The organism is Anoxybacillus andreesenii (assembly GCF_030813005.1).
Taxonomy (GTDB): domain Bacteria; phylum Bacillota; class Bacilli; order Bacillales; family Cytobacillaceae; genus Robertmurraya; species Robertmurraya andreesenii.
This window is the reverse complement of the sequence record NZ_JAUSTU010000036.1, coordinates 1-26907: the sequence shown is the minus strand read 5'-3', so window position 1 is coordinate 26907 and position 26907 is coordinate 1. Positions and strand designations below refer to the sequence as shown.

Annotated in this window: 30 protein-coding genes, 2 tRNA genes and 1 rRNA gene; 5 read left to right on the top strand and 28 right to left on the bottom strand. The window is 38.0% G+C overall.

What is annotated here, in order from left to right:
• Positions 1-67: 67 nt before the first annotated feature.
• The 9 genes from J2S07_RS20115 to J2S07_RS20075 form a co-directional block, all read right to left on the bottom strand.
• Positions 68-790 (bottom strand): GNAT family N-acetyltransferase, encoded by a 723-nt coding sequence (locus J2S07_RS20115; protein WP_307152194.1) that lies wholly within the window; start codon positions 788-790, stop codon positions 68-70.
• A 24-nt stretch (positions 791-814) separates the two neighbouring features.
• The gene (locus tag J2S07_RS20110; RefSeq protein ID WP_307152193.1) at positions 815-1693 is read right to left on the bottom strand and encodes a GNAT family N-acetyltransferase; all 879 of its coding nucleotides are present in this window, start codon (positions 1691-1693) and stop codon (positions 815-817) included.
• A gap of 87 nt (positions 1694-1780) precedes the next feature.
• The gene (locus J2S07_RS20105) at positions 1781-2260 is read right to left on the bottom strand and encodes a GNAT family N-acetyltransferase (RefSeq protein ID WP_307152192.1); all 480 of its coding nucleotides are present in this window, start codon (positions 2258-2260) and stop codon (positions 1781-1783) included.
• 144 nt (positions 2261-2404) lie between these two features.
• Positions 2405-3010 (bottom strand): TetR/AcrR family transcriptional regulator, encoded by a 606-nt coding sequence (locus J2S07_RS20100; protein WP_307152191.1) that lies wholly within the window; start codon positions 3008-3010, stop codon positions 2405-2407.
• A 94-nt stretch (positions 3011-3104) separates the two neighbouring features.
• A complete protein-coding gene (locus J2S07_RS20095; protein WP_307152190.1) occupies positions 3105-3716 on the bottom strand; it encodes a TetR/AcrR family transcriptional regulator in 612 nt (203 codons plus the stop codon).
• 390 nt (positions 3717-4106) lie between these two features.
• On the bottom strand, positions 4107-4886 hold the full coding sequence (locus J2S07_RS20090; RefSeq protein WP_307152189.1) for a hypothetical protein: 780 nt from the start codon (positions 4884-4886) through the stop codon (positions 4107-4109).
• Positions 4887-4904: 18 nt separating this feature from the next.
• Entirely contained in the window at positions 4905-5561 is a 657-nt protein-coding gene (locus J2S07_RS20085) for a hypothetical protein (RefSeq protein ID WP_307152188.1), read from the bottom strand.
• A 118-nt stretch (positions 5562-5679) separates the two neighbouring features.
• Entirely contained in the window at positions 5680-6009 is a 330-nt protein-coding gene (locus J2S07_RS20080) for an EthD family reductase (RefSeq protein WP_307152187.1), read from the bottom strand.
• Positions 6010-6061: 52 nt separating this feature from the next.
• Positions 6062-6682: a nitroreductase family protein gene (locus J2S07_RS20075; RefSeq protein WP_307152186.1), complete on the bottom strand. Its 621-nt coding sequence runs from the start codon at positions 6680-6682 to the stop codon at positions 6062-6064.
• Between the two features lie 134 nt (positions 6683-6816).
• On the opposite strand from J2S07_RS20075, the gene J2S07_RS20070 reads away from it, so the two are divergent.
• Positions 6817-7176 carry a winged helix-turn-helix transcriptional regulator gene (locus J2S07_RS20070; protein ID WP_307152185.1) on the top strand — a complete coding sequence of 120 codons (360 nt, stop codon included), beginning with the start codon at positions 6817-6819 and terminating at the stop codon, positions 7174-7176.
• Positions 7177-7639: 463 nt separating this feature from the next.
• Positions 7640-8494 carry a malate synthase gene (locus J2S07_RS20065; RefSeq protein ID WP_307152184.1) on the top strand — a complete coding sequence of 285 codons (855 nt, stop codon included), beginning with the start codon at positions 7640-7642 and terminating at the stop codon, positions 8492-8494.
• A 336-nt stretch (positions 8495-8830) separates the two neighbouring features.
• Here the strand turns inward: J2S07_RS20065 and J2S07_RS20060 are convergent, their stop codons facing one another.
• The 10 genes from J2S07_RS20060 to groES all read right to left on the bottom strand — a co-directional run bounded on the left by J2S07_RS20060 (position 8831) and on the right by groES (position 19003).
• A complete protein-coding gene (locus tag J2S07_RS20060) occupies positions 8831-10807 on the bottom strand; it encodes an FtsX-like permease family protein (protein ID WP_307152183.1) in 1977 nt (658 codons plus the stop codon).
• Positions 10800-11567: an ABC transporter ATP-binding protein gene (locus tag J2S07_RS20055; RefSeq protein ID WP_307152182.1), complete on the bottom strand. Its 768-nt coding sequence runs from the start codon at positions 11565-11567 to the stop codon at positions 10800-10802. The genes J2S07_RS20060 and J2S07_RS20055 overlap by 8 nt, the downstream gene beginning before the upstream one ends.
• 130 nt (positions 11568-11697) lie before the next feature.
• Complete coding sequence (locus J2S07_RS20050; RefSeq protein WP_307152181.1) at positions 11698-12699, bottom strand: sensor histidine kinase; 1002 nt, start codon at positions 12697-12699, stop codon at positions 11698-11700.
• 1 nt (position 12700) lies between these two features.
• On the bottom strand, positions 12701-13372 hold the full coding sequence (locus J2S07_RS20045) for a response regulator transcription factor (RefSeq protein WP_307152180.1): 672 nt from the start codon (positions 13370-13372) through the stop codon (positions 12701-12703).
• Between the two features lie 586 nt (positions 13373-13958).
• A complete protein-coding gene (cydS, locus tag J2S07_RS22015) occupies positions 13959-14066 on the bottom strand; it encodes a cytochrome bd oxidase small subunit CydS family protein (RefSeq protein ID WP_370872907.1) in 108 nt (35 codons plus the stop codon).
• A 12-nt stretch (positions 14067-14078) separates the two neighbouring features.
• On the bottom strand, positions 14079-15110 hold the full coding sequence (locus tag J2S07_RS20040) for a cytochrome d ubiquinol oxidase subunit II (protein ID WP_307152179.1): 1032 nt from the start codon (positions 15108-15110) through the stop codon (positions 14079-14081).
• Complete coding sequence (locus J2S07_RS20035) at positions 15107-16447, bottom strand: cytochrome ubiquinol oxidase subunit I (protein WP_307152178.1); 1341 nt, start codon at positions 16445-16447, stop codon at positions 15107-15109. Before J2S07_RS20035 ends, J2S07_RS20040 begins: the two co-directional genes overlap by 4 nt.
• Before the next feature lie 13 nt (positions 16448-16460).
• Entirely contained in the window at positions 16461-16601 is a 141-nt protein-coding gene (locus J2S07_RS20030; RefSeq protein WP_307152177.1) for a hypothetical protein, read from the bottom strand.
• A 423-nt stretch (positions 16602-17024) separates the two neighbouring features.
• Positions 17025-18653 (bottom strand): chaperonin GroEL, encoded by a 1629-nt coding sequence (gene groL / locus J2S07_RS20025; RefSeq protein WP_307152176.1) that lies wholly within the window; start codon positions 18651-18653, stop codon positions 17025-17027.
• A gap of 62 nt (positions 18654-18715) precedes the next feature.
• Entirely contained in the window at positions 18716-19003 is a 288-nt protein-coding gene (groES, locus tag J2S07_RS20020; RefSeq protein WP_307152195.1) for a co-chaperone GroES, read from the bottom strand.
• 302 nt (positions 19004-19305) lie between these two features.
• Here groES and J2S07_RS20015 point away from each other — a divergent pair, with 302 nt between their 5' ends.
• Together J2S07_RS20015 and J2S07_RS20010 are read left to right on the top strand one after the other, a co-directional pair.
• On the top strand, positions 19306-20043 hold the full coding sequence (locus J2S07_RS20015) for a CPBP family intramembrane glutamic endopeptidase (RefSeq protein ID WP_307152175.1): 738 nt from the start codon (positions 19306-19308) through the stop codon (positions 20041-20043).
• Positions 20040-20249 carry a YdiK family protein gene (locus tag J2S07_RS20010; RefSeq protein WP_307152174.1) on the top strand — a complete coding sequence of 70 codons (210 nt, stop codon included), beginning with the start codon at positions 20040-20042 and terminating at the stop codon, positions 20247-20249. Before J2S07_RS20015 ends, J2S07_RS20010 begins: the two co-directional genes overlap by 4 nt.
• A gap of 30 nt (positions 20250-20279) precedes the next feature.
• Here the strand turns inward: J2S07_RS20010 and J2S07_RS20005 are convergent, their stop codons facing one another.
• Both J2S07_RS20005 and moaC read right to left on the bottom strand, forming a co-directional pair.
• Entirely contained in the window at positions 20280-20939 is a 660-nt protein-coding gene (locus J2S07_RS20005) for a redox-sensing transcriptional repressor Rex (RefSeq protein WP_307152173.1), read from the bottom strand.
• A gap of 31 nt (positions 20940-20970) precedes the next feature.
• Positions 20971-21465, bottom strand: coding sequence for a cyclic pyranopterin monophosphate synthase MoaC (gene moaC, locus J2S07_RS20000; RefSeq protein ID WP_307152172.1), 495 nt, complete (start codon positions 21463-21465; stop codon positions 20971-20973).
• A 162-nt stretch (positions 21466-21627) separates the two neighbouring features.
• On the opposite strand from moaC, the gene J2S07_RS19995 reads away from it, so the two are divergent.
• Positions 21628-23550 (top strand): ABC-F family ATP-binding cassette domain-containing protein, encoded by a 1923-nt coding sequence (locus tag J2S07_RS19995; RefSeq protein WP_307152171.1) that lies wholly within the window; start codon positions 21628-21630, stop codon positions 23548-23550.
• Positions 23551-23758: 208 nt separating this feature from the next.
• Here J2S07_RS19995 and tsaD read toward each other — a convergent pair whose 3' ends face one another.
• From tsaD to rrf, 7 genes are all read right to left on the bottom strand, one after another.
• Entirely contained in the window at positions 23759-24781 is a 1023-nt protein-coding gene (tsaD, locus tag J2S07_RS19990; RefSeq protein WP_307152170.1) for a tRNA (adenosine(37)-N6)-threonylcarbamoyltransferase complex transferase subunit TsaD, read from the bottom strand.
• The gene (gene rimI / locus J2S07_RS19985) at positions 24781-25230 is read right to left on the bottom strand and encodes a ribosomal protein S18-alanine N-acetyltransferase (RefSeq protein WP_307152169.1); all 450 of its coding nucleotides are present in this window, start codon (positions 25228-25230) and stop codon (positions 24781-24783) included. Before rimI ends, tsaD begins: the two co-directional genes overlap by 1 nt.
• Before the next feature lie 28 nt (positions 25231-25258).
• Positions 25259-25954, bottom strand: coding sequence for a tRNA (adenosine(37)-N6)-threonylcarbamoyltransferase complex dimerization subunit type 1 TsaB (tsaB, locus tag J2S07_RS19980; RefSeq protein WP_307152168.1), 696 nt, complete (start codon positions 25952-25954; stop codon positions 25259-25261).
• The gene (gene tsaE / locus J2S07_RS19975) at positions 25951-26406 is read right to left on the bottom strand and encodes a tRNA (adenosine(37)-N6)-threonylcarbamoyltransferase complex ATPase subunit type 1 TsaE (protein ID WP_307152167.1); all 456 of its coding nucleotides are present in this window, start codon (positions 26404-26406) and stop codon (positions 25951-25953) included. The genes tsaB and tsaE overlap by 4 nt, the downstream gene beginning before the upstream one ends.
• A gap of 182 nt (positions 26407-26588) precedes the next feature.
• Positions 26589-26665 (bottom strand) — tRNA-Asp (locus J2S07_RS19970).
• A 56-nt stretch (positions 26666-26721) separates the two neighbouring features.
• Positions 26722-26795: transfer RNA gene (locus tag J2S07_RS19965), tRNA-Met, on the bottom strand.
• 17 nt (positions 26796-26812) lie between these two features.
• Positions 26813-26907, bottom strand: a 5S ribosomal RNA gene (gene rrf / locus J2S07_RS19960); the annotation flags it as partial.

Below are 26907 nucleotides of genomic sequence, written 5' to 3'. Positions count from 1 at the left end.
AAAGCTATCAACTCCTAGGGTATCTAATAGTTTTTACCCAGTATAGACTGCTTTATGAAATTTTAAACTAAACACTAAATAGCGAGGAAGCATTATTATGAACAAAATTTGTGTCACTCATCTTCTTAAAAGAAAACAACAGATAGCCCTCTAGTTTATCACCGTTTAGGTAACCGACCATTTTATTATCTGGATGCTTGAACATGGTTTCTACATCATGATCCGATTTCAACATCATTCCATGGGTTGAATAAGCGTATTGATTATAGCATTCTTTGACTAACTCTTTATGCATTTGGTTGAGGAAAACAAGCCCCTCTTTGGATCCTCTAGCCGGAAAACTAGATGGTTCAATCTGATAATGGTTGATTTTCGTTCCATAGCCAAAGCCCATTTTTTTATAGAAATCTGGTCTGAATGGATACAGAGCGACAAGAGAAGCATCTCGGTTAACAAAGTGTTGAATAAAGTAGCTAATGAGGTCTTTTGCGACTTTTTCTTTTTTATGCAAGAGGTCAACCGCTACTAAACCTACTCCGCCTACCTCTATCATTTTTGAGTATAAGTTCATTTTAAAGTAATGGATTCTCATTCCCCCAACAAGCTTGCCCTCCCTAAAAATCCCATAAAACTCAATCGACTTTTCCTTTTCTTGTTGGGTGGTGATGATGGTGGAAAGTCTCTCTTTGAATTCAGGTGTATTCTGCATCGTTCCCGGATACGCATTAATGGCTATTTCGACGAAAGAGGGTATATCTGATTCCTCTAATTTTCTAATTAGACTACTCATGTTTTTAGTCTCCTCTACGCTAACCTACATTTCCTTTATCATATATACTTGATTAGCAATTGGTTTAAAACCTAATTGTTCTAGTACCTTATAAGTCACAGCACTTCGTCTCTTTGGTAGATTGGGAATCACTCTTCTTATATCTTCTTGGGAGGAGTTGAATACATGCTTCAGCAAGAAATGGATGATTCCTTCCTGGTCCTCACGATTTGGATCTCCCTCACACTGAAACAGAACCGTTCCTGTATGTTTTCCTTGTGGATCGAAAGTACGTTTAAAGTAAGCATAGCCAATTTCTACACCTTCTTTATCTTTTACAAGTAACCCTTCCCCTTCCCTAGCAGCTTGCCAGTGCGTTTGCCAAGGATTCATTCCTTTATAAAATGAAATAGTACCAATTTGTTGTGGCATGGCTCTTTCAATATAGTAATCTTGATTAGAAGGAGGTTCTTCCAATGATAGGGTACCCTTTAGCTCAAGATGTGCCAAATCATCGATGACCTCATAACCGATTTTTTTATATAAAGCAATGGCTCGTTCATTTTCACTAATCGCTTCTAATGTCGCAAGGTCCACTCCTTCTTCTTTATAAATTTTTAAGGTTTCATCCATGAGGATTTGTCCGATCCCTTGTTTCCTGAGCTCGGATGCTACCCCGGTACCACCATTCCAGGCTATCTTTTTCCCATTCACAAGACGAACTCCATTTTTGACGATCCCAACTGGCTTGTTATCCTTAAAAGCAACAACAGATAAATTTGGTGATAGACCTTCCGAAACCAAACGGTTGGTAAATACTTCGGGAGTCGTCGTTGCATCAAAGTAATATCCTTCAAAGCCGACATTCCATGCCTTAACTCCCTCTTCAATTGTGCAATCCTTTAAGCGTTTTACTTCAATCATACAAACACCCTCTCTTTAAAATGACTATTCAGTTTAAATTAGAAATTCCCCCGGTTCATATTTAAAATGGGGGATGAGATTCCTATTTTAAGCCTTCACAATGTGACTTTTTATATAGTAATCCATCACATTTTCTCCTTCTAATTGTTCATCGGTTTCCATAAAACCGATATTTTTATAGAAGGTAATAGCATCTTGATTTTCGGGGACAACAGATAGTCGAACCCTTTGACAATTAGGATGTTGACTAGTGATCATTTCAATAATCTTTTGCATCCCTTGCTTCCCATATCCCCTACCTTGGAATTGCTCGCCTATCATGAATCTTGGCACCCAATGTTGATCATAATCTTCATTATCTGGAATATATTCAACTGCAGCAACACCGACTACCGTATCGCCATCACAAATGGCATATGGAGTAAATTGTGGATCAACATAAGCCCATGCAATCGTTGCCAAATTTCTCGCAACAAATTGCTTTTGATCCTCTGAAACTTCTAATTTTGCACAAGCTCTAATATTTTCTTGTGTGATTGGTTTAATTTCAATGCTGTGTTTTTCCATATGTCTTTTCCCCCATACCATTTTTTTGTTAGACTGGTTAGTCATTTTAAATATAAAGTAAATTCCCCCAACTTTCAATTATTAGAAAATTTAATTTTTAGTGAACTGGAGAGTTAGTTTAATTTGTCCATGAAGGAATCACAATCACTTCCGTATCTTCTTCAAAAAAGATTCCTTCTGTCCATTCACTAATTCCTGGTATGGTAAATCTGGATACAGTATTTTATGTGTAATGTTACCATGCATATAGGACCAAAATATGTCTGCATGTACAGTTATATCGATTTCTTTTCTGAATTCACCGTTATTAATGCCTTCATGAATGACATCTGAAATAATATTCACTTTTGCCCTTCTTCTTTCTTCTAAAAGCTCACGGAGGTCCTCCCTTCTTGAAGAGAAAAGCTCAAATTCGGATTGAACCAAGAAGGACTTAAAAACTTTGGAATTAACTTCCCGACCGAGATACTCGGTAAATAATGCGGTTAATTTATCTAATGCACTTGTATGTTTTGATATTACCGCATTAATTTCATCCATTAATTCTTTTGAGTTTTGGCTCATTAATTGAAAGTAAATTTCCTCCTTACTTTTAAATAGCTTATAAATAGACCCTTTACTAACTCCGGATTCATTTACAATATCATCAATTGTTGCTCCCTCGTACCCCTTTTGAGCAAAACACTCTAATGCACCTGCTAACACTTTATTTCTCTGCTCTTCTTTATAATCTTCCTTTTCTAAAGTCATAAAGTCCTCCTAAAAATGTTAATTTTGCCCCGATCAAAAATATGAAATGCAATAAAAGCCAAACAGAGTTGTTCGGCTAAAAAAGTAGACTCTCTTATTTGGCTTTGATTTCTTCAAGGTACATTTCCTTCATTTCTCTTAAAACATCATAGTATGGAAAATCTTTGTGAATGGTTTGCAAAGAAACACCATCAATAATTAACCAAAACCTATGGGCATACAGGTTCACATCAATATTTTTATCGATTTCTCCTGATTCTTGACCCTCTTCTAACGTTTCTTTAATAATATTCAAAAGAAAGTTTCCTCTTTTAGTCACCAAATCTAATAATTTTTCGGATCTAGTGCAATGAAAAGTAAACTCATAAAACACCACGGTTGTACCCAAACGTTTGGGATTGAATGGATCTAAAGTTAGAAACACGTCAAACATATAACTAAGCTTGCTTAACGAGGAACGGAGTGTAGAGAAGTTTTTAGTAATATTCTCCTTATCCCGTTCGGTTGCAGTATTCAATAACTCAAAATAAATCGCTTCTTTACTTTCGAAGTAATTATATATTGAACCCTTACTTATTCCAGAATGGGCGCCAATGTCGTCGACTGTTGTCGCAACAAACCCCTTTTGAGCAAAACACTCCAAAGCACTGGATAAGATACTCGATTTCCTTCTTTCTTTATAATCTTTAGATACAATAGGTGCCATTTATATGTACACTTCCAATAACAATGATAAATACATTTTCTTTTATCTTATCATATTTTTGCATAACTACGTATACTCTCGTCCACATTACAAAGATTGTGCGCCACTCCATTAGAAAAAGAAGCTCCCCATAAGTTTTTTCAACTTTTGAGAAGCCTTTCATTTCAGTAGCTATGAGTTTATCGATTCATCCATCCTGATACTCCCACACCTAAAGGAGTAGGGTTCTAATTTACTTATACACTTCTCCAATGTTCTCACTGAACGAATAAATATTCTTCGAGTTACAACACAAGGGAACTGATGTATGTTCAATTAGACTTTTACGACCAAAGAAACCATTGTTTCTATTAGCGATCGTTCCGGCTCGTACCTAAACCGATATTGAAATTATATACCCATGCTAATGGGTGTTTTTTCTTTCATCTTCAATCTTTGTATTTCCGAATCATGCAATGACCTAAATTGTTCAAATTTTTGCACACACAGGTCTCTATCTATTTCATTCAAGTTCTCTTTACAGTTCATGATTAGAAATGCTGAATATAGATCTCGCTGTATTTTACAGAAACCAAAATCATTCCATCTTTCGTGGAGTTCTTTCTTTTCGTAGGTATTCGTTACATGATTATATTGACTTGCTTTTATAAGAGGTGTGTTTACTCTATTTAAACTTCTACCGTTGTATTTAAGTTTACGCTCTATCATATCTAGCAGCATCGACGGAGCTCGATTGCTGATCGTTCTTCCAAACCGTTTCTTTTTATTGAACCTGCCTTTTTCATTAACCGTTGTTTCTTTTGCTCTTCTTTGGAGTCCCTTGAAATTCATCGTTTCGACGAAAATAACGTCTCCTAGAGATAGGATAATAGTAGAAAGCTTTTCGTGATCCTGTTTCCTTTTTGCCCTATTTAACCTGTGCAGCTCTTTTAGTTGAGCTTTTCTATTCATGTATCGTTTTGAAAATAACCATCTGTCTTTATTGCTCATATTGATGGTGCCATCTTCTTTATATTTCAATGGATTGGTAGCTCTTTTGCTTCTATCCATGCTTCTTTGGATCCTTCTTATTTTAGGATCTAATTCGACAACACTAGGTGCCAACTCTGTTAAAATAACTTTAGTTTCGGAACAGACTGCGATAGTAGAAGTTCCGATATCAATGCCCACCCTTTTTGGGGCAGGACTTTAATCTTTAATCTCTTCGGAGTTGTACTTTTTTGGAGGGATCCCTTCAAGAACCAACTGTGCATAGTATACAAATTTATTCTTCATCCACTCTCTCTTAATTCGAACAAATTTAATTCTGTCTTGTAGGGCAAGTTCGGCATAAACATCATTTTTTTTCACGATGGTTTGAAGAACTAGACCGTTCCAAACGATATTCCCATCCTTGTATCGAATCCCTGCGGAATTAGACTTTCCTTCAACAGAATCCATTTCACCATATCTTTTGAAATGGACTTTCTTACCTTGTTTATACATTAGTTTTTCGAAGGCTTTGAACGCTCTTGTGGCAATTTTTTGAGTGGTGAATGCGTCTATGTTCATTTTAAATTGATGTTGCATGGGTTTTACAAACTCGTGAAGTGAATATTCAGCTAAGCCAAACTCCTTGTTCAACGCTGAAAATAATTTATTCCGCTCTTTACCCTTCTCCATTCTACAAACAACTCTGTACCTCTTCGATTGTTTCAAAGTAGCGTACCGTTTGTATAATTCACCTAAACATGCATTGTAGATCTTTCTAGCTATCTCAAACCGTTTAGTCAATTTATGTTCTTGATGGGTTTCAGTTCTTATTCTTAATGTTAGGACATAGCTAGGAGTTTTAGATTTAGCCACAAAATTCACCTCCCTATAGGATTATTTTACCAATAGGAACATATATTCGCAAACAAAAAAATCGAACAATTAATATGTCTGAAGACAAATCTTGTTCGACCTCACTTTCATCCCACTCCTAAAGGAGTGGGCTTTCACGTTCGGGAAGTTCTGTAATAACAATAATTGGTGGCTCATTTAGAAACTTGTCTAGATTTTGTGCGTCCTGCATGACGTCGTTCCATTCTGGAGTTGCCATCGTCTGTTGAAGGATTTGTAAGTTTTCAAACTCTAATTCAATAATCATGTAGAGATCGAGAGAGATGTTTTGTGCCTTCACCACTCGATTTATGCTACTGCCCTTCACATTTGGAACCTTCTGAGCTAATGGGGCATGTGTGTGAAAATAGTATTCCTCAAATCCTTTCTTATCTGCTGGTTGTTGATATTGAATCATTAATTTTGCCATTTCTAAAGTTCCTCCCTTTACCTTTGAACTACTGTTAGTTTCAGGTGAATGCTTAAATAAAATCAACGATATCTTTCACTGGAATTCTCGTTGTTCGAAATGCGGGGCCAGCTGCCTTTCCTAAAGCAATTAAGACAATTGGCATATAACGATCCTCTACTTGAAAGCGCTCAGCGAATTTCACTTTATCAAATCCACCCATTGGTACTGTGTCGTACCCTTTCGCCTTTGCTATTAGCATAATTTGCATCGATACGAGACCAGCATCAAAGGCAGCAATATTTTTTCTTGCCTCTTCTGGAGCATGCGGATAGGTGCTGTTTGCACTTTGAATAAGTCTTTCCATGTTAGCCTTGTCCATAAAACCGGCCTCGTAATTCGCATGGTAGACCTTATCAATGTTATGGTACATTTCCTTATCCCCTAATACCGCAATAACGGCTGAGGATGTTTCTATAGATTCTTGATTGTTCCCAATAACACGAAGTTCTTTTTTCACTTCTTCATTATCTATGACAATAAAACGCCAAGGTTGTAGATTGCTGGATGATGGAGCTAGTACAGCATCCTTTAAGATTTCCTCTATCTCTTCTCTTGATATTTTAAAATTAGGATCATAATTTCTAACTGATTTACGTTCTTTTATAATCGTTAATACATCATTAGTTGACATAAAAGATTCCTCCTACTATTTTAAGCTTACTTTAAGTAAGTACATCAAACAGCTTACTAAAAGTAAGTTCTTCTGTCAAGTCGTTTTAATTTATGTTAAAATAAAGGAAATTAAACGGGCATGGAGGCTTTAAAATGGGGGAACAAGCAAAAGAAAGTCAAAAAGAGCATACACTCCAAAATATGTGTAAAGATTTCCATGGAACGATAGAATTTATCGGAAAACGTTGGATGGGTGTTATTATCTACAGCTTATTAAAGGGACCAAAACGTTATCACGAACTGATAGCTGATATCCCCGGTATATCTGATCGGCTACTAACAGAGCGGTTACGTGATCTAGAAAAGGAAGGCCTAGTTATAAAGAGAACGCTGGACTCTGGATCCAAGAAAGTGGAATATGAACTAACGGATAATGGGAGAGAATTAGAGGAAGTAATCAACGCCATTATAAAATGGGTTAAATCCAGAGGAAACTATCCGAGCTCATGCTAGGGTAGCTAAAGGGCTAAGACCTCTCAAGTCGATTAATTTTTAATATAGGCATGGAAACCACGATAGATCAAAACAAGAGCATTCGAAATAAAATAATCTTTCATTTTACATCGTCACTAATTATATTGTCAATATAAAATTAGGAATTTTCCTGATAACATGTTACAATAAAATTATAATAATTTTTTTGAATCGTATTTCAAATTCTTAAGTAGTTTTTTGCAGATAGAATTTGGGTGCGTTTTTTTTATATCCCTTTTTCAAATCGAAGGAACGGAAGAGAAAGGAAGGTTGTAATGGAACTAGTCGTTTGAAATATGGAAAGTCACCCGGGCATCATTCAGAAGAGGAAAAGGTACTGGAGAAACTTTTGCTTCAAACATTAGAGACGAAATACAAGTTAGTTGAATGGGACTAACAAGTCACTCTAATAGATTAAACCATTACAAGGAGGACAAAAATAATGAATCTAATTAATAAGGAAGTAACACACAAACGTTTTGGCAAAGGAAATGTTGTGAAACACAATGATTCTATCATAGAAATACATTTCGCAACGGAAAATAAAAAATTTGTTTTTCCCGATGCATTTGAAAAATTCCTAAAGCTGCATGATAAAAATACTGCCAATTCACTTGAAAAGGTTTTACAAAAGAAGATAATAGAACGGAAGAAGATAGAGCAGGAAAAGGAAGAAGAATTAAACCGACAACGTAAAGAACAGCAACTTCGCTTGGAACATGCAAAACTTATGAAGAATCATAAACTTCATCCCGAATCACAAATGGTTTTTTGGTGTGATGCCGAAGAACTGGATAGGGTCTTTACGGAATGGAAAATCTTTACTGGTGTAATTAAAAGCGGTAATAATAAAGGAAAGCCAAATAAACCTATACGCATACACCAAAATAGTGTTTGCCTTTTAACAGCAAGAGATTCCAGCATGTCTGAGAAAGATAGACGTATCTTAGGTGTTTATTTAGTGAATGAGGGTTTTATCGGTAAGTTTTGCGAAGATGGATATATCCCTGCTCATCCGAAATACAGACTTCAACTTACAGAACAGGAATCTGATAGGATGCTTTTTTGGAAATATTATTTGAATGAAAAATTTCCTCACAAGATGACTTGGAATACAGGAAAGTACCGTTATTTTGATAATGTATGGATGGCTCAAATTCTACTGGATATTGTTTCTTTGAAAAATGACACACAGGAACAAGAACTAGCACAAAACTTTTTTGAACATTTTTGTAAAATGAATCAGATTAGGGCAGAAGAGTTATCAGAGCCTAATGGCGCATTAATGCAAACCTAGAATAATGAGAACAAGAATATTTACAAGTAATCAGTACTTTTCAAAAGGATCTGTTAAATTTTAATGTTGATCTTGATACTGCCATATGTGCATGGATTCACTACGTTGCTCGTACCGAGCAAAACCCGTTCATCCACGCACATATGGCTAATCTCAACACTGGACATTAACACAGCCTTTCAAAAATAGATACTAAAAATTGATAAATAGGATTAAGAAAAGGTCACGAGCACAGCTTGTGACCTTTAGCATGTTGATATATAAGGAATTTGATGATGTGAGCCGCGAGTGTGTATCCTCGTTAACATTAAGTGCAAAAAGTGCGGTATATTAACTCTAACTGACAATCTTATAATATTCTCTTGCTGTTAATGTGTAAACTATTGCATAAAATACAGCAAATATGAGTATGGTTGCAGCTGTACATATGACAAAGAGACCAATATTTGTTAAATTTAGCAAAGCTAATAGTTTCGTGATCACTTTGAATGCAAAGGCTATGTGAATAACGGCTGCGACAAGTGGTAAGAAGAACACAACGAGCACTTGGCTCTTGATCGATTTTTTTATTTCCTCTTTACTCAAGCCTACTTTTTGCATAATTGCAAATCGTTCTTTGTCATCATAGCCTTCAGATATTTGCTTATAATACATAATTAAGACTGTTGCCATGATGAATAATGCGCCAAGAAATAGGCCAAGGAAAAATAAACCGCCGTATATGGAATAGAAAGATTCTTTTGATTCTGCTCGCCCTTCTGCATAGCCATCGATGGAGGCTTCCTTTAGCTTTTGGGATAATGCCTTTGTTAGGGCGATTTCATTTTCAGTGCTTCCCTTAGCATCAAAGCCTGAAAAATATGATAAATCCTTCCATTCTACTTTCTCCAATTCCTCAACAGGGTATAGAGATTTAATCGTTTCTTCATCTTTTACGACGACAAAGTAGCTATCTGTTAATATACCTGAACTATCGCCATTGAACGATAGGCCCTTTAACTGGTCTTTAATTTGAAATTCCTGTCCTGATATTGTAATGGTATTTTCAACAGGCTTTCCCCTAAACGTGTAGATTAGAACTTCATTGTCCTCCAACTTCGCAGACTGTTTTTCCAGCTGATTATACTCATCAAGCGGGATTAGTCCAATCATTGAAATATTTGCAAATGACTTTATTGTTGTACGGTCTGTTGTAAAAGTGTTTCCTTCCCTAATTGCCGGAAAATCTGCAGACCGATAATGAACTGGGTCTTCTATTTCAATTTGATACTTTTCCGCTTCTTCATGTATTATTTTTTCAACTACTTGTGCCTGCTCTTCTGAAAGATTATTAGCTAAAATATCAATTTCCTTCGGATAGCGATTTTTTAACAAATCTTCCATTCCAATATAAAGGGATACCGTGCTTGACAGCATGACTAATACCATGGTGGAAAGAATACAAATATTGGCTAGACCTACTGCGTTTTGTTTCATCCGATAAATCATGCCTGATACACTGATAAAGTGTTTCGTTTGATAATAGAAACCTTTGTTTTTTCGCATTAATTTTAATAGGGCTATCGTGCCGGCTGTAAACAATGCGTATGTCCCGATAATAACGAGTAGTACGGCTAAGAAAAACTTATTCAGCGCAACTAATGGAGATTCAGTTACTAGTGCGATATAGTATCCAGATGCGAGTGCTACCACTCCGATGATAACGAGAATCCATTTCGTTTTTGGTTCTTTTTCACCAACCTGACCGCCTCGCAATAATTCAATCGGTTTTGCCAGGTGGATATGTCTTAAATTGTTTAGAAGAGTAAGGACAAAGATGCCCAGAAAAAGAATCGATGTAACTCCTATTGATTTTATCGAAACAAAATACGTAAGCGGCACTTCAAAATGTAAAATATTATTTAAGAGCAAAAACATTAACTTGCCGATAATCATTCCGCTTGCTAATCCAATAACAAGACTGAAAACAGTGACGTAAAAGGCCTCCCAAACAATCACTCTGGAAATATGCTTTTTCTCCATTCCAAGAATGTTGAATAGACCAAACTCTTTTTTTCGCCGTTTAATTAAGAAGCTATTTGTATAGAATAAGAAAATAACTGAAAAGACCCCGATGACAATATTGCCTAAATTTAAGATTATAATCAAAGAATCGCCACCGGACATTTCATTCAGACCTGGATTTCCAGACATAAAATGCATCATGTAAAACATAGCAATGGTACTGATACATGTAAGAATATAAGGGATATACGTTTTCCGGTGTTTATTTATATTGGTTAGGGCAAGTTTAATGTAGAAAAATCTACTCATTTCTATCACCGCCCGTTGCAATGATGTTTAATGTATCGGAGATTTTTTGGTACATCGCTTCATTGGATAAGGAACCCTTATAGATTTGATGAAACACGGCTCCATCTTTAATAAACAGAACGCGACTTGCGTGGCTGGCGGCCTTTGTACTATGGGTCACCATAAGAACCGTTTGGCCTCCTTGATTAATCCGTGAGAAAATCTGCAGTAAATCATCAGAGGCACGTGAATCCAACGCACCGGTCGGCTCATCGGCAAGAACGAGCTTTGGATTCGTAATGAGAGCTCTCGCAACCGCTGCCCGCTGCTTTTGACCGCCAGAAACTTCATATGGGAATTTTGTCAAAATATCTTTAATCCTTAAGTTTTCGGCAAGCGGCTTTAAACGATTACTCATTTCCCTGTATGATGTACCGGACAATACGAGCGGTAAAAAGATATTGTCTTGCAATGAAAATGTATCGAGTAAGTTAAAGTCCTGAAAAACAAAACCGAGATTTTTCCGGCGAAAGGCAGAAATTTCTTTTTCACTAATTGATACGATATCTTTGCCATTTAGTAAAACTTCTCCGCTAGTCGGTTTGTCAAGAGCAGCTAAAATATTTAATAGAGTCGTCTTTCCGGAACCGGACTCACCCATAATCGCAACATATTCCCCTTCTTCCACTGAAAAGCTAACGTCTGTAAGTGCTTGAACATGATTGCCACCGAACCGAGTTGTGTATACCTTTTTTAAATTTTTCACCTCTAGTAATGTCATGTGAAATTCCTCCGTCTCTTCATTTAACTACATGTTCAGTATAGCAATGGCTTCATTCACACAGACATAGCTTTTGCTTACAAAAAAGAGCTCAATCTTACAATAATGTAAGATTGAATCGGTCCCGATATTATTCCACCCCGATTTCCTTCGTTTCCAAATCAATCATAACCTTTGTTCCTACTCCTACCTCAGATTCAATGGTTATATCGTGGGATAGCTTGGTCAATATTTGCTTGCAAAGATACAAACCAATTCCTGTAGATTGTTTAAAGGCACGACCATTAAATCCAGTAAAGCCTTTTTCAAATACACGTGGTAAATCTTCCGCTTGAATGCCTATACCAGTATCTTCTATAATCAGTCGTTTATTCTTCCTATAAATTGAAATGGAACCTTCTTTTGTATACTTCAAAGCATTGGATAGAATTTGCTCTATGACAAAGAGTAGCCATTTTTCATCCGTTAATACGGTCAAGTTAACATCCGAATAGTTCAGGCTAATTTTTTTTCGAATAAACATTTTGGCATTTTTTCGGATGGCTTGTTTGATGATATCATCTAATTCATATTTCTTAAAAACAAGATCATTGGACATACTTTCCAAACGGAGATATTGCAGAACAAATTCAACATATTGTTCAATTTTAATCAATTCCAATTCCAATTCGGCCGTTTGCTCCTTTTGTTCCGATTGAAGAAGGAGCCGCATGGCCGCAATCGGTGTTTTGATTTGATGGGTCCACTGTGTAAAATAATCAACTAAATCTTTCTGTTTATTATCAGCTTGAACGGTCAATTCGATCTTATTTTTATATAAAATTTGCAGCAGTTCTTGATATTTCTGTTCAATTGCATTCTTTGGGGCAGGCAATTGATCGATTTGTACCATAATGGTTTTTTCAGCGTTTTTTAGCTTTTTGTATTTCTTTATAAATGTTATAAAATCAACAACAAAAAAGACGAGGACAATGTAAGAACATAAAAGGAAGGAGTAGAGGATGGGGTCGAGGGGGTGATGACTAAGCGAAAAAACGATGGTAAAGCATAGGATAAAAAGGCAGAACAAGGCTATCGGTTTCCAGTTTTTATGTAAATAGAGAAGAAATAAATTTTCTTTATGTTTATTCATCTTAGTCCACCAAATAGCCGAGTCCTTTCTTTGTTTTAATAAAATCATTGAGTCCAATTGCTTCTAATTTCTTTCGGAGACGATTGATATTTACCGTTAGTGTATTATCATCAACAAAACTGTCCGTTTCCCATAGCCGCATCATTAGAAGATCCCTTGAAACAGTTTTACCCTTATTTTCAAGAAGAACATGCAAAATTTTTAGGTCGTTTTTGGTTAAATCAATTTTCTGGCCGTTAAAGGTAATGGTTGCATCACTTGAGTTGAGGATAGCCCCACGGTGTTCCAGCAAATTTGTTTGTCCGGTAAAATCGTAGGTGCGTCGAAGTAATGCTTGTACTTTGGAAGTAAGAATCGTCAGGTCGAAAGGTTTGGCAATAAAGTCATCCCCGCCCAAATTAATAGCCATGACAACATTCATGTTATCAGAAGCAGAAGAGATAAAAATAATCGGTACCTTGGAAACTTTGCGAATCTCTTGACACAAGGTAAACCCGTTCACAAAGGGGAGGGAGATATCCAATAAAACTAATTGCGGATCAAAAGAAACAAAATATGTCATGACATTCTGAAAATCAGAAACATATTCCACTTCAAATCCCCACGACTGAAGGTGATTCTTTACCGTTCTTGCAATGACCATATCATCTTCTACAATGAATATTTTGTACATATTTTTAGCTCCACTCGTCCGTATGTTTTAATTAAATGCCCTTTGCTATATACATCGACGTGATGTAAAGGGATTTGTACCTTCACTACCATTCGATTTTTGTCCTAACCGAAAGGTCATAGAATAGGATGCCTTTGTTCTTTAATAACAATGAATTTTCATTTAACCGCTGCTATTTCGCCACTTTAATTATTTTTATTTTACAATCAAAGCTACAATTATTCTACAAAATGTCCCTAATAGGAATAAGCCGAGAAGGGTTTATCACTCGAACAAATCTAGGATAGACTCGGGCATTCCGATGATCATATAACGAAAAGCCTGTAGCTCCACATTAACATAAAATAAAAAAGAAGCTTCGCAAAAGTTCAGTGAACTTATAAGAAACCTCTTTTATATACCTAATGTTAGCGAATCACTTAAAAATCATTATCATCATGCAGCCCATTCATCCAATTAAAAACTAAAAATAAAAAACGGATTTATGTCTAAGACCGGTTTTGGATATGTCTACCTTCCCATTTATTTGCTAATTCAATATGAATTTAAATATTCAATGTATAAATTTTTCTATTTGTCTAGATTATTATTCTTCCTTTTTAACAATCTCATCCTTAAGTACCCACCAGAACGACAGCAAAATCCCTGTTATGATCACTAAAAACGGTGCGACAAATATTAGAAATTCATCCATCCTAGAATCACCTCAATGCTCATGTTCTGATATTCCCCTAACATAATCTTTATTAAACAGGAATAGTTTTAACAATAAATACAGGGAAGGTATTAGCAGAGCTAGGCCTGCAATGAAGGCAATAATAAGAGAAATCGCCATTGCCTCATTCGTAAAACTATCATATATCGTTAGATGCGGGTAGAGTAAATAAGGGTAATGAGATATCCCAAAGCCATAAAACGCAAACGCAAATTGACCAATCAGCAAACTAAAAGCCACACCATAATTTTTTCGTCTCCAGAGCAGCCATACTGTCCCTATAAATAATAATGCAGAAATCAAAAACATCCACCATAATGATAAAATCTGCTCATAATGCTCCACATTATGAAATGCTAGCTCATAAATAATTCCCCCTGCTGTAATGATGGTAGGTAATGCCCAAATTAATGAATAACGCCGAAGTAATTCAGTCGCAAGTGTATCATTCGCTTTATTCGCATACCAGGTTAAAAATACAGCGGAAATATACAATACAGCTGATAGACTCAACACGACAATACTCCATGTAAGAGGACTAGTAAACAAGGTCCAATAATCAAGAACCGGATTTCCATTTACAATAGAAATGAAACCACCTTCCGAAATAGTTAATACAATCGAAAGTGCAGCTGGAAGTAATAAACCTGACAAACCATACATGAAAGCATATCCCTTATGTGAACGTGCTCCATACGTCTCAAACGCATAATACGAACCACGAATCCCTAATAGGATAACCGCAATACTAACTGGAACCAATAATGTCGTTCCATAGTAAAATGCTGTACTCGGAAAAAATCCAACAATCCCAACAAAGAAAAAAACTAGAAAAACATTGGTTACCTCCCAAACAGGGGATAAATATCGCTGAATAATTTTCGTAAGAATATGTTGCTTTTTAGTAAAGATTCCATATGCATTAAAGAAACCAGCGCCAAAATCGATGGATGCTACAATAATATAGCCGAATAGAAATGTCCAGAGTACAATAATGCCAATAATCTCTAGGTTAACATTCATGTATGTACATCTCCTTTTCGTTCCTTCAATTCTCTTTCAACTGGATTCCTCCGAAACATTCTACTCAAAACAACCACCGAACCAATACCGAGAACTAAGTAGAGACCACAGAATAAAAGCAACATGATATCCACATCATTACTCGTAGTTGCTCCTTCTGCCGTACGCATGATCCCACGAAGAATCCACGGTTGTCTACCTACTTCCGCTAACCACCAACCCGCTTCGATTGCGATAATAGCTAATGGTCCACCACAAACAATTAACCACCGATACGGCTTTAATTCGACAAAGGACCACCCTCTAGCTCTACTAATAATGTATAACAAGGATACCCCAATCATCAGCATCCCTATTGCAACCATGATATTAAACAAATAATGGATATACAATGGAGGTCTATCTTCTTCTGCAAACTGGTCCAAACCAATTACTTCTGCTGTCGGTGATCCATGTGCAAGGATACTCAATGCATACGGGATTTTCAATGCATATTTAATTTCTTCTTCCTCATTCATAAATCCAAGCAGAATAAGTTCAGCACTTTCACTAGTTTCAAAATGCCATTCTGCTGCCGCAAGCTTTTCTGGCTGATATTCTGCTAAATATTTTCCAGATAAATCCCCAACAATTAATGAAGTCAGTGAAAAGATTAAACCAACCTTCATGGTTAATAAGAGTGCCTTTTTATGGTAAATATGGTTTGAGCCTCTTAACAAACGAAACGCAGCAATAGATGCAAGAACAAATGCCGATGTCATAAAGGCTGTACCAACGACATGGGATACTTTAGTAGGCATCGCTGGATTAAACATTGCCTTGATTGGATTGACATTCACTAGCTCTCCATTAATTAAATCAAATCCTTGTGGGGCATTCATAAATGCATTTACAATCGTAATGAATACTGCAGAAAACGATGCTCCAATCGCAACGGGGATTAATAATAATAAGTGCTTTCGTTGATTTTCAAAACGATCCCAAGTATATAAGTAGATCCCCAAAAATATCGCTTCAAAGAAAAACGCAAACGTCTCCATAAACAATGGTAAAGCAATCACATTCCCCGCCAACTCCATGAATTTCGGCCATAATAATGAGAGTTGTAACCCAATTGCTGTACCGGTAACAACCCCTACAGCAACCGATATAATAAACCCTCTTGTCCACCTTCTAGCAAGCAGGATGTAATGTTCATCATTTTTCTTTATTCCCACCCAGTGGGCAATCATGATCATGAGAGGTATCCCTACCCCTAACGTAGCATAAATAATATGGAAAGATAATGTCGTCTCTGTTAGGATTCTACTGTAATAAACTGCCTCTTCATTAATCAAACATTTCCCTCCTTTATCCTCCAAAAACTCTGCCAATAATGGATAAAAGCATAATTGCTGCTACAACAAAGCTCAGCCAGACTAGTTTCCTTTCTTGACTTTGATACATGGCACCACTCTTTTTATGTTGTGTATTTTTTTCCATTTGTTTCATCCTAATTCATCCTTATCTTCTATTGATATAACGATATTATTATGTGCGAATTGCCAAATTTTATCCTTTAAACAGTAAAAAAACACGGATTACTCCTGTTTAAGAGTGACCCGTGTTTTACCAAAAAGTAGAAGGGTTAAATATTCTTATTACTAGTATTACCTTTACGCTAACCCTTTTTAGAGAATAGTAATTTATGGATAATTTAATCAAATAGTGTTAGTGCAAAGTAATGGTTCAACCCGTAAAGTGTCTAGCAATAAATAAAACTAAGTGTTTCAAAATTAATACATTAAACTAATAAAATGGACGTTTCCGTAAAAGTCAGCGATTTCTACGAAAACATCCATTTTGGTAAATAATTGTATAAATTACACTTTTACACAAAATTCATCCCCTGTTATTCCAGGGATGCGAGTATGATTACATCATGCCGCCCATTCCACCCATACCGCCCATATCAGGCATTGCAGGTGCTGCTGGTTCTGGCTTGTCAGCTACTACTGCTTCAGTAGTTAAGAACATAGCCGCTACAGATGCAGCGTTTTGAAGTGCAGAACGAGTTACTTTAGTTGGGTCAACGATACCAGCGTCGATCATGTTTACCCATTCGTTTGTAGCCGCATTGAAGCCAACGCCAATCTCTTCGTTCTTTAAGCGCTCAACCACAACAGATCCTTCTAGACCAGCGTTGCTAGCGATGATGCGAACTGGCTCCTCAATGGCACGAAGAACAATGTTGATACCTGTTTGCTCGTCGCCATCTGCTTGAAGCTCAGCCACTTTTTTATACACGTTAAGGAATGCAGTTCCACCACCGGATACAATTCCTTCTTCAACTGCCGCACGAGTTGCGTTAAGAGCATCTTCAATGCGAAGCTTGCGTTCTTTTAGCTCAGTTTCAGTTGCAGCTCCAACCTTAACAACGGCAACACCACCAGCTAACTTAGCAAGGCGCTCTTGAAGCTTTTCACGGTCAAACTCAGAAGTAGTTTCTTCCATTTGAACACGAATTTGGTTCACACGAGCTGCGATTTGATCAGACTCTCCGGCACCTTCAACGATTGTTGTATTTTCTTTTGAAACAACAACCTTAGCGGCACGGCCAAGCTGCTCAATGCTAGCAGATTTTAATTCTAAACCAAGATCTTCTGTGATCACTGTACCACCAGTTAAGATTGCAATATCCTCAAGCATTGCTTTACGACGGTCACCGAATCCAGGAGCTTTAACTGCTACTGCGTTGAATGTACCACGTAGTTTATTTAATACTAATGTTGCAAGAGCTTCCCCTTCAACATCTTCAGCAATCAATAATAATGGCTTGCCTTGTTGTACCACTTGCTCAAGTACTGGTAAAATTTCTTGGATGCTTCCAATTTTCTTATCCGTAATTAAGATATATGGATTCTCAAGAACTGCTTCCATTTTGTCAGAATCAGTCACCATGTAAGGAGATGCATAACCACGGTCAAATTGCATTCCTTCCACTACGTCTAGTTCTGTTGTGAAGCCTTTTGATTCTTCGATTGTGATAACACCGTCATTGCCTACACGCTCCATCGCTTCAGCAATTAACTGACCTACTTCATCATCAGCAGAAGAAATCGCAGCAACCTGTGCAATGGACTCTTTGCCTTCGATTGGCTTTGAAATCGCCTTAAGCTCTTCAACTGCAGTTGCAACAGCTTTTTCAATACCGCGGCGAATCACCATTGGGTTCGCACCAGCAGTTACGTTCTTTAAGCCTTCACGAATCATCGCTTGAGCAAGAACTGTAGCTGTAGTAGTTCCGTCCCCAGCCACATCATTTGTCTTGCTCGCAACTTCAGCAACAAGCTTCGCACCCATGTTCTCGAATGCGTCTTCTAATTCGATTTCCTTAGCGATGGTAACACCGTCGTTAGTGATTAGTGGAGAACCGAATTTTTTCTCAAGAACGACGTTGCGTCCTTTAGGTCCAAGGGTTACTTTAACTGCGTCTGCAAGAGCGTCTACTCCGCGAAGCATCGCGCGACGAGCGTCTTCACTGAATTTAATCTCTTTTGCCATATTGAAAACCTCCCTAAATGATCGTTTTATCTAATACTTACAAAAAAATCTAAATTAATATCTTAGGCGCCAACAATAGCTAAGATGTCATTTTCACGTAAAATTAAATACTCTGTTCCTTGGTACTTCACTTCTGTACCAGAGTACTTTGAGAAGATAATTCGATCGCCTACAGCAACTTCAAGAGCAACTCGCTCACCGTTGTCTAGAACACGACCTGTACCTACAGCTACTACTTTTCCTTCTTGAGGCTTCTCTTTCGCTGAGTCCGGTAAAACGATACCGCTTGCAGTTTTTTCTTCCGATTCAACTAACTCAATAACAATGCGATCTCCTAGTGGCTTTAACAAGTGAAACAACCTCCTCAAATAAAATATGTAATTTTTTATTAGCACTCGATACTCATGAGTGCTAACACATTTATTATATTAATGAATTCCTAAATTTTTTGCAAGTATCATGCGTAAAATTTTCCTTAATTTTTGTTGCTATCCTAACATCTTTTTTTGCACAACCTTTCAAAGTATATACAGAAGTTGAAAAATTATCCAGCCATACACTTTTTTATAATTTAAATTTGTATCTATCATCTTTTTACTAGTAGAATGGGTTATAGTGCATGTTGAGATAGTTATTAAAGGGGAATCACATTTTGAAAAAGGAATATTGGTATATATTAGTTGCTTACATGGGGATGCATCTTTCAAGCTTTGTGGGTGTGCCAGGTGTCACTTTTGCAGGCATATTATTGGGACACAGTTTGGAAGACATGGCCATATATTCAGTTGCGATTTGGATCGTTTTTAGCTTTGCTGTCACCTTGCTTATTGTGTTATTACTGTTGAAAAATGAATGGAAAAACCCCATACCCGATCGAAACGCTGCATCCGTGACTCAGTCAACGGTCTGGGCGATCTTAGGTGTGTTTCTTGCTTTATTTTCCCAGAGCCTAGCCGCAAATATTGAAACATGGCTGGGGATTGAATTGGGCTCGGAGAACACACAGCAAATTCTTTCACTTATTGAGTCTTTTCCTATTGTTGTATTAGTAAGTTCTGTTATTGGTCCCATTCTTGAAGAAATTGTCTTTCGAAAAATATTGTTCGGTTCACTTTATAAAAAGTTCAATTTTTTCATTGCGGCTTTGATCAGCTCCATTATTTTCGCCCTGGCGCATATGGAGCCTGAACACTTACTTTTGTATTCAGCAATGGGCTTTACCTTTGCCTTTCTTTATATCAAAACAAAACGAATCATTGTGCCAATCTGTGCACATGTCGCTATGAATACCTTTGTTGTACTCGTCCAATCCGTATATAAAGAAGACATAGAACGGATTTTCCGAGAAGCCGACAAGGTGCAAAGCTTCATTGGAGGTTTTTTCCTATGAGACAGTCTACCTTGTTTTCAGGAATTCTATATATTGTGTTTGGCTTATTTTTTACTTTTTTCGCCATCCAAAACCTGCAGCAAACTGGGGAATGGGGCTTTTTTACCTACCTGCTCATTCTCTTAGCCACCTTTGATATAGGAGGCGGTCTTCGCATGGTCTTCTTCCATTTTAAGCTTAAATCTATCCAGAAAAATAAGAAATGAGCCCTTCAAAAAGGCTCATTTCATTTCATTTTATTCCACTACTTCTTCCTCATCCACCGTATAATGCTTTAAGAAATAGACCAATGACTGCAATTCAACTGCAAGGTCAATATGATGGACTCGTGTTGTCGGAGGAACCGTTAGCCTTGCTGGTGTGAAATTAAGGATCCCTTTTACATCTACCTTTGCCAGCCTATCTGTAATCGACTGGGCGAACTGAGCAGGAACGGTTAAGATAGCGACCGTGATGTTCTCTTCTTTGATCACTTTTTCCATATCGTCCATGTGAAAAACAGTTATATCCCCGATGGTTGTGCCCACTTTATCTTCAGCTACATCGAAGGCAACAGCAATCTTTGTATTATTGTTTTTGAGGAAATTATAATTTAAGAAGGCCGTTCCAAGATTTCCAACCCCTATTAGGGCTACATTTGTTAACTCATCCTGATCAAGTGTCTTACGGAAAAAACTCAATAGGTAGTTCACATTGTACCCATAACCCTTTTTCCCTAATGCTCCAAAGTACGAAAAATCTCTACGAATCGTTGCAGAGTCTACCTTTACCGCTTCACTAAGCTCCGCAGATGATACCCTCTGCTTCCCTGATGAATGTAAATTCTTTAAGAACCGGTAGTATAACGGCAGCCTTTTTGCTGTTGCCTGAGGAATTTTCACTGTATCATTACTCATCCTATTTCCCCCACCCTATCATAAGTCTAGCTTATAAAATCTCATTCTCTCTTCTAAAATCACCGTTTTTTCCACCTGTTTTTTCAACGAGGTAGGTTTTTCCGATGACCATCCCTTTATCAACGGCCTTACACATATCGTAAACCGTCAAGGCGCAGACCGACGCAGCCGTTAGCGCTTCCATTTCTACTCCTGTATTTCCCTTTGTTTTGACTGAGGCCAAAATGATGAGACGATAATTTTCATTCTCTCGCTCCCATCTGAAGGTAATGTTCACACCTGTTAGCGGAATCGGATGGCACATTGGAATAATATCTGCAGTCTTTTTGCAGGCCATAATTCCCGCCACCTGTGCGACGGCTAGGACATCCCCTTTTTTAATTGTATTGTTGGTTATTTGGTCATATATCTCTTTATTTACCGTAATACTTGAGCTAGCAATTGCGGTCCTAACCGTTTCCTTTTTATCACTAACGTCGACCATTTTGGCTCTGCCTTCTTCGTTAAAATGAGTAAATTCAGCCATATTCTATACACCTCACTTCAAACTATACACTATTTTGACAGATTTGTGAAAACATTGTTATGACTTTCACAAAAGATTTTTAAATACCGCCCATAACCTTCTTTTATTGCCGTTCCCATTTTTGTACGTTACACTATTGCTAGAAATACTGAGGTGAAAACGATGATCTTATTGCAGGTAAATCAATTATCAAAATCATATGGGGCTGATCCCATTTTAACGAATATCAAGCTGGAAGTGCAAACTCGTGACCGCATTGCCCTCGTTGGACGAAACGGTGCAGGTAAATCCACCCTTCTCAAAATAATAGCAGGACAGCTTTCCTATGAATCAGGGGAAATCATTAAACCAAAGGATGTGGAAATCGGCTACTTAGCACAGAATACGGGCTTAGATTCGGATTGCTCCATTTGGGAGGAAATGCTGACTGTCTTTGAGGACCTACAAGAACAGGAAAAACAATTGCGCCAATTAGAAGAAAAAATGGCTAACCCATCCGTCTATACTAACCCTTCAGAATACGAGCGCATCCTCAAGGACTACGATATTCTTCAGGTTACCTTTAAAGAAAATGGTGGCTATCAATATGAATCAGATATCCGTTCTGTATTACATGGACTTAAGTTTCACACCTTTGACTACTCAACCAAAATCTCAAGCCTAAGCGGTGGGCAGAAGACTAGGTTAGCCCTTGGGAAGCTGTTGCTCAAGAAGCCTGATATTTTAATCTTGGACGAGCCGACAAACCACCTGGATATTGAAACATTGTCCTGGCTCGAAGGCTATTTGCAAGGCTATGAGGGCGCCATTTTGATTGTCTCTCATGACCGCTATTTTCTAGATAAGGTGGTCAACCAAGTATATGAAATCTCAAGGCTTCATATAACGAAATATCTCGGGAATTACAGTGCTTATTTAGATCAAAAGGCAGCAAATTATGATCGGGAAATGAAACAGTATGAAAGGCAGCAGGAGGAGATAGCCAAGCTCCAGGATTTTATCCAACGAAATTTGGCGAGAGCTTCGACGACGAAACGAGCGCAAAGCAGAAGAAAACAGCTGGATAAAATGCAAATTATGGACAGGCCACTTGGAGATGAGAAATCAGCCTCCTTTGGTTTTGAAATTGAGCGGCAAAGTGGGAATGACGTTCTCATGGTAGATTCCTTGTCCGTTGGCTATGATGGGGATACGGTCAGTACAGACCTTACCTTTCGACTTACTAGAGGAGATAGTATCGCTCTCGTGGGTCCAAATGGAATTGGGAAATCTACCTTATTAAAGACGATTATTGGACGAATCCCCAAAATTAACGGTAATATCCGCTTTGGCTCCCATGTCACAGTCGGCTATTATGACCAGGAACAGGCAGAACTGACCTCCAACAAAAGAGTATTAAATGAGCTATGGGATGACTACCCACTAATGAATGAAAAGGATATTCGCACCGTACTCGGCAACTTTTTATTCTCTGGAGATGATGTTCTCAAAACGGTTTCTTCCTTAAGTGGTGGTGAAAAAGCACGACTGGCTTTAGCCAAACTAATGATGCAAAAGGCAAATCTCTTAATCCTAGATGAACCCACGAACCACTTGGATTTGGACAGTAAAGAGGTATTGGAAAACTCCCTCGTTGATTATCCAGGTACGATCCTTTTTGTTTCGCACGATCGTTATTTCATTAATCGAATTGCTACTAAAGTTATCGAGCTTAGCTCGACTCATGCAACGGAATTCCTTGGTGACTATGATTATTATGTGGAAAAGAAGCTGGAGTTTGAAGAATTAAAGGAGCTTGAGAAGAAAGAAATATCCACAGTTCATCAACAGGAAACTCAAGAAAAATCGAGTTATCAACAGGATAAAGAAGCAAAAAGATTAGAGCGACAACGAAAGAGAAGAATAGAAGAAATTGAAAAACTAATAGAGGAGCTCGAAAACAGCATCGGGGAAAATGAACAATTACTTTGTGAACCCGAAATCTTTCAGGATCATGAAAAGGTTCTTGAAATTACGAAAGCAAATGATGCGGCAAAAGAAAAGCTAGATAGCTTATTAGAGGAATGGTCAGAATTGGCTGAATAGGAACTACTGTAGCACCGGGATAGACGAACTATCCCGGTTTTCTTTTTCCACAATCTTATTCACAATAAAAATAGGATTACAACAGCTCTCCACAGGGTTTTCCACATTATCCACAGTTTAATTCGTATTTATCCACATTATTCACATAATTTCTTTGTTTATCCACAAAAAAAATCCTCTATAATGAGAGGATTTTGTCCTGGTTCTATTAAATATTGTGGATAGAAATATCTAATCCTGGATTTGCGTTCAAGTTTAATTCGGCTCTTTGACCTTTTTCGAAAAAGATACTGCCGGCAGCCGCAATCATCGCTGCATTATCCGTACAAAGATAGAGCGGTGGTATGATGAGCTCGACATCCTCATCCTCAAAAACCTGCTCAAGTCGGGTTCTGAGCCCTTTATTTGCAGCTACACCGCCTGCGAGAAGCACCTGCTTCACATTATATTCCTTTGTAGCCTTAAGGGTTTTCGTCACTAATACATCAATGACACTCTCCTGAAAGCTCGCAGCAAGGGTTTCTGGAGCAATTTTCTCCCCACGCTGCTCGGCATTGTGAACGGTATTAATCACAGCTGATTTGAGTCCACTGAAGCTGAAATCATAGGAGCCTTCCTCAAGCCATGCCCTCGGGAGATTCAATGTAGGCTCACCTGTTTGCGCCAACCGATCAATATGCGGACCTCCTGGATAAGGCATATTTAATACTCGAGCTACCTTATCATAGGCTTCTCCAGCGGCATCGTCTCTTGTCTCACCGATAACCTCAAAATGTCCATGCTCCTTCATATAGACAAGTTCTGTATGTCCACCTGATACGACCAGAGCAAGGAGAGGAAATTTCATCTCTTTCACCAGCCGGTTAGCATAAATATGCCCTGCAATATGATGCACTGCGACGAGTGGTATATTATGTGCGAAAGCAAGCGCCTTCGCTGCATTGACACCAATTAATAAAGCTCCGACCAGCCCTGGCCCTTCTGTAACAGCAATAGCGTCCATATCAGAAATCTCTAGCTTTGCTTGATGCAAGGCTTCTTCTAATACAATCGTCAGCTGTTCGACATGGTGACGGGAGGCTATCTCAGGAACCACTCCTCCAAATCGCTTATGGCTTTCGATTTGTGAAGCGACTACATTCGCAACAATCTCACGTCCGTTTTTAATAATGGCAACTGCTGTTTCATCACAGCTTGTCTCAATTCCTAATATATAGAGGTCTTTGTTCATTATAAATTCACCCACATTACTAATGCATCCTCATGATCATCCGTATAATAGTTTTTTCTAATTCCACCGTTTTGAAATCCAAGCTTTCGATATAACGATTGAGCAATATCATTAGAGATGCGCACTTCCAGAGTCATGGTCTTTGCACCCTTCCCCCTCGCAATTTCCATTACCTTTTTGAGTAATGCCTCGCCAAGCTTCTTCCCTCTGTATTTTGGCAAAAGGGCAATATTCGTGATATGGGCCTCATCGATAATTATCCACATCCCACAATAGCCAAATACTCCTTCTTCATCCTCTAAAACCGTATAGTGTGCATATTGATTTTTCCTGAGTTCGTTTTCAAAGGACTCTCTACTCCATGGGGTAGTAAATGAAGCATGCTCTATTTCAAGGATTTGGTCGATATCCTTTTCATTCATCGTACGAAATGTTAGTTGTTTGTTCATCTAAGACTTCCTAACCCAAATAGAATTTCTATTTTTTATTCGCTTCCAGCCATTTTGATTCAGCCTCAGCCAGTCGAATATAATTTGGAACAAATGTATGGATATCTTCACCTGCTCGATTCATCCCTAATAACGCTAGTTCCGATGGCCTTGGATTTTGCTCTGTGATCTCAGCAAAAATAGCTTGATTCCCCAATTCCTCTTCAATAATGGCACGATGCAATAGGAGATCATTCCCTACAAAAAGAACCGGAAGATTTCTCTCCTTAAGCTGCAGAACCCAATCCTTTGACTGTAGAATTTGATCCTTCTCAACAGTGATTAATTTGCCATCAGTATACTGGTACAAGCCCGTATAGATTTGTCCTCTTCTTGCATCAAATAATGGGGATACAACCCCTGGAAAATATCGGCCCACAGCGGCAGCCAATATTTCTAGACTTGAAACACCGACAAGTGGAATATTCAACGTCCAGGCCAGCGTCTTCGCTATGGTTACGCCAATTCTTACCCCTGTATAGGAGCCTGGTCCCTTAGCTACAACAATTTTATTTAGATCCTTTGGGGTTAAATCGCAGTCCTTTAGAACGGTTTCAATGGATGGCATAACACGAATGGAATGATTTTTCTTTACGTTTGTGACATACTCACCAATAACCTTTTCTTTATCGATGACAGCGATCCCCAACGCATAATTGGATGTATCAATGGCTAAAACCTTCATGAAAATAACTCCTTACATAGTTCCTCATAGCGTTTACCCTTCGGCTCTAGAACGATGGTTCTTGTATCGTGATCCCCATGCTTTAAGTAGATAGTCAGAAGCTCTTTGGGAAGTTGATCTTCAACAAGATGGGCCCACTCTACAACAGTAACTCCATTCCCTTCGAAATACTCATCAAATCCTAAATCCTCATTGGAGTCCTCTAATCGATATACATCCATATGATAGAGAGGCAATGTCCCATTGTATTCTTTGATTATCGTAAACGTTGGGCTATTCACGGTTTTCTTGATATTCAAGCCCTCTGCTAGTCCTTTTGTAAAAGTAGTCTTGCCTGCGCCTAGATCCCCTTCAAGTGCTATCACATCTTGAGGCTTTAAAAGCTGTGCCATGCGCTTGGCAAAATCAGTCGTTTCAGAAGGCTGAGTCGAGGTATATTGATATTTACTCATATTCTTTAGTCACCTTTGGTCCTCTACTAGATTGAATCCATATGAAAAAACCTTAGGATTTAATCTCCTAAGGATGATTTTCTATATATGTAGTGTACCTTACTTTTTCTGAATGAGCAAAATCCTTACTCTTCCAAAAATAAAAAACGAAACAACTCATTGTTTCGATTTCTAACCAAAAATGGCGGTCTGGACGGGACTCGAACCCGCGACCTCCTGCGTGACAGGCAGGCATTCTAACCAACTGAACTACCAGACCAAAGTATTTTACACTAGAGAAAAAAATCTTACCTTATTAAAGTAAGAAAAATTTGATTGCGGGGACAGGATTTGAACCTGCGACCTTCGGGTTATGAGCCCGACGAGCTACCAGACTGCTCCACCCCGCGATAATAAATATTAATAAGCCCGGCAACGTCCTACTCTCACAAGGGCTCGTCCCCTAACTACCATCGGCGCTGAGAAGCTTAACTTCCGTGTTCGGTATGGGAACGGGTGTGA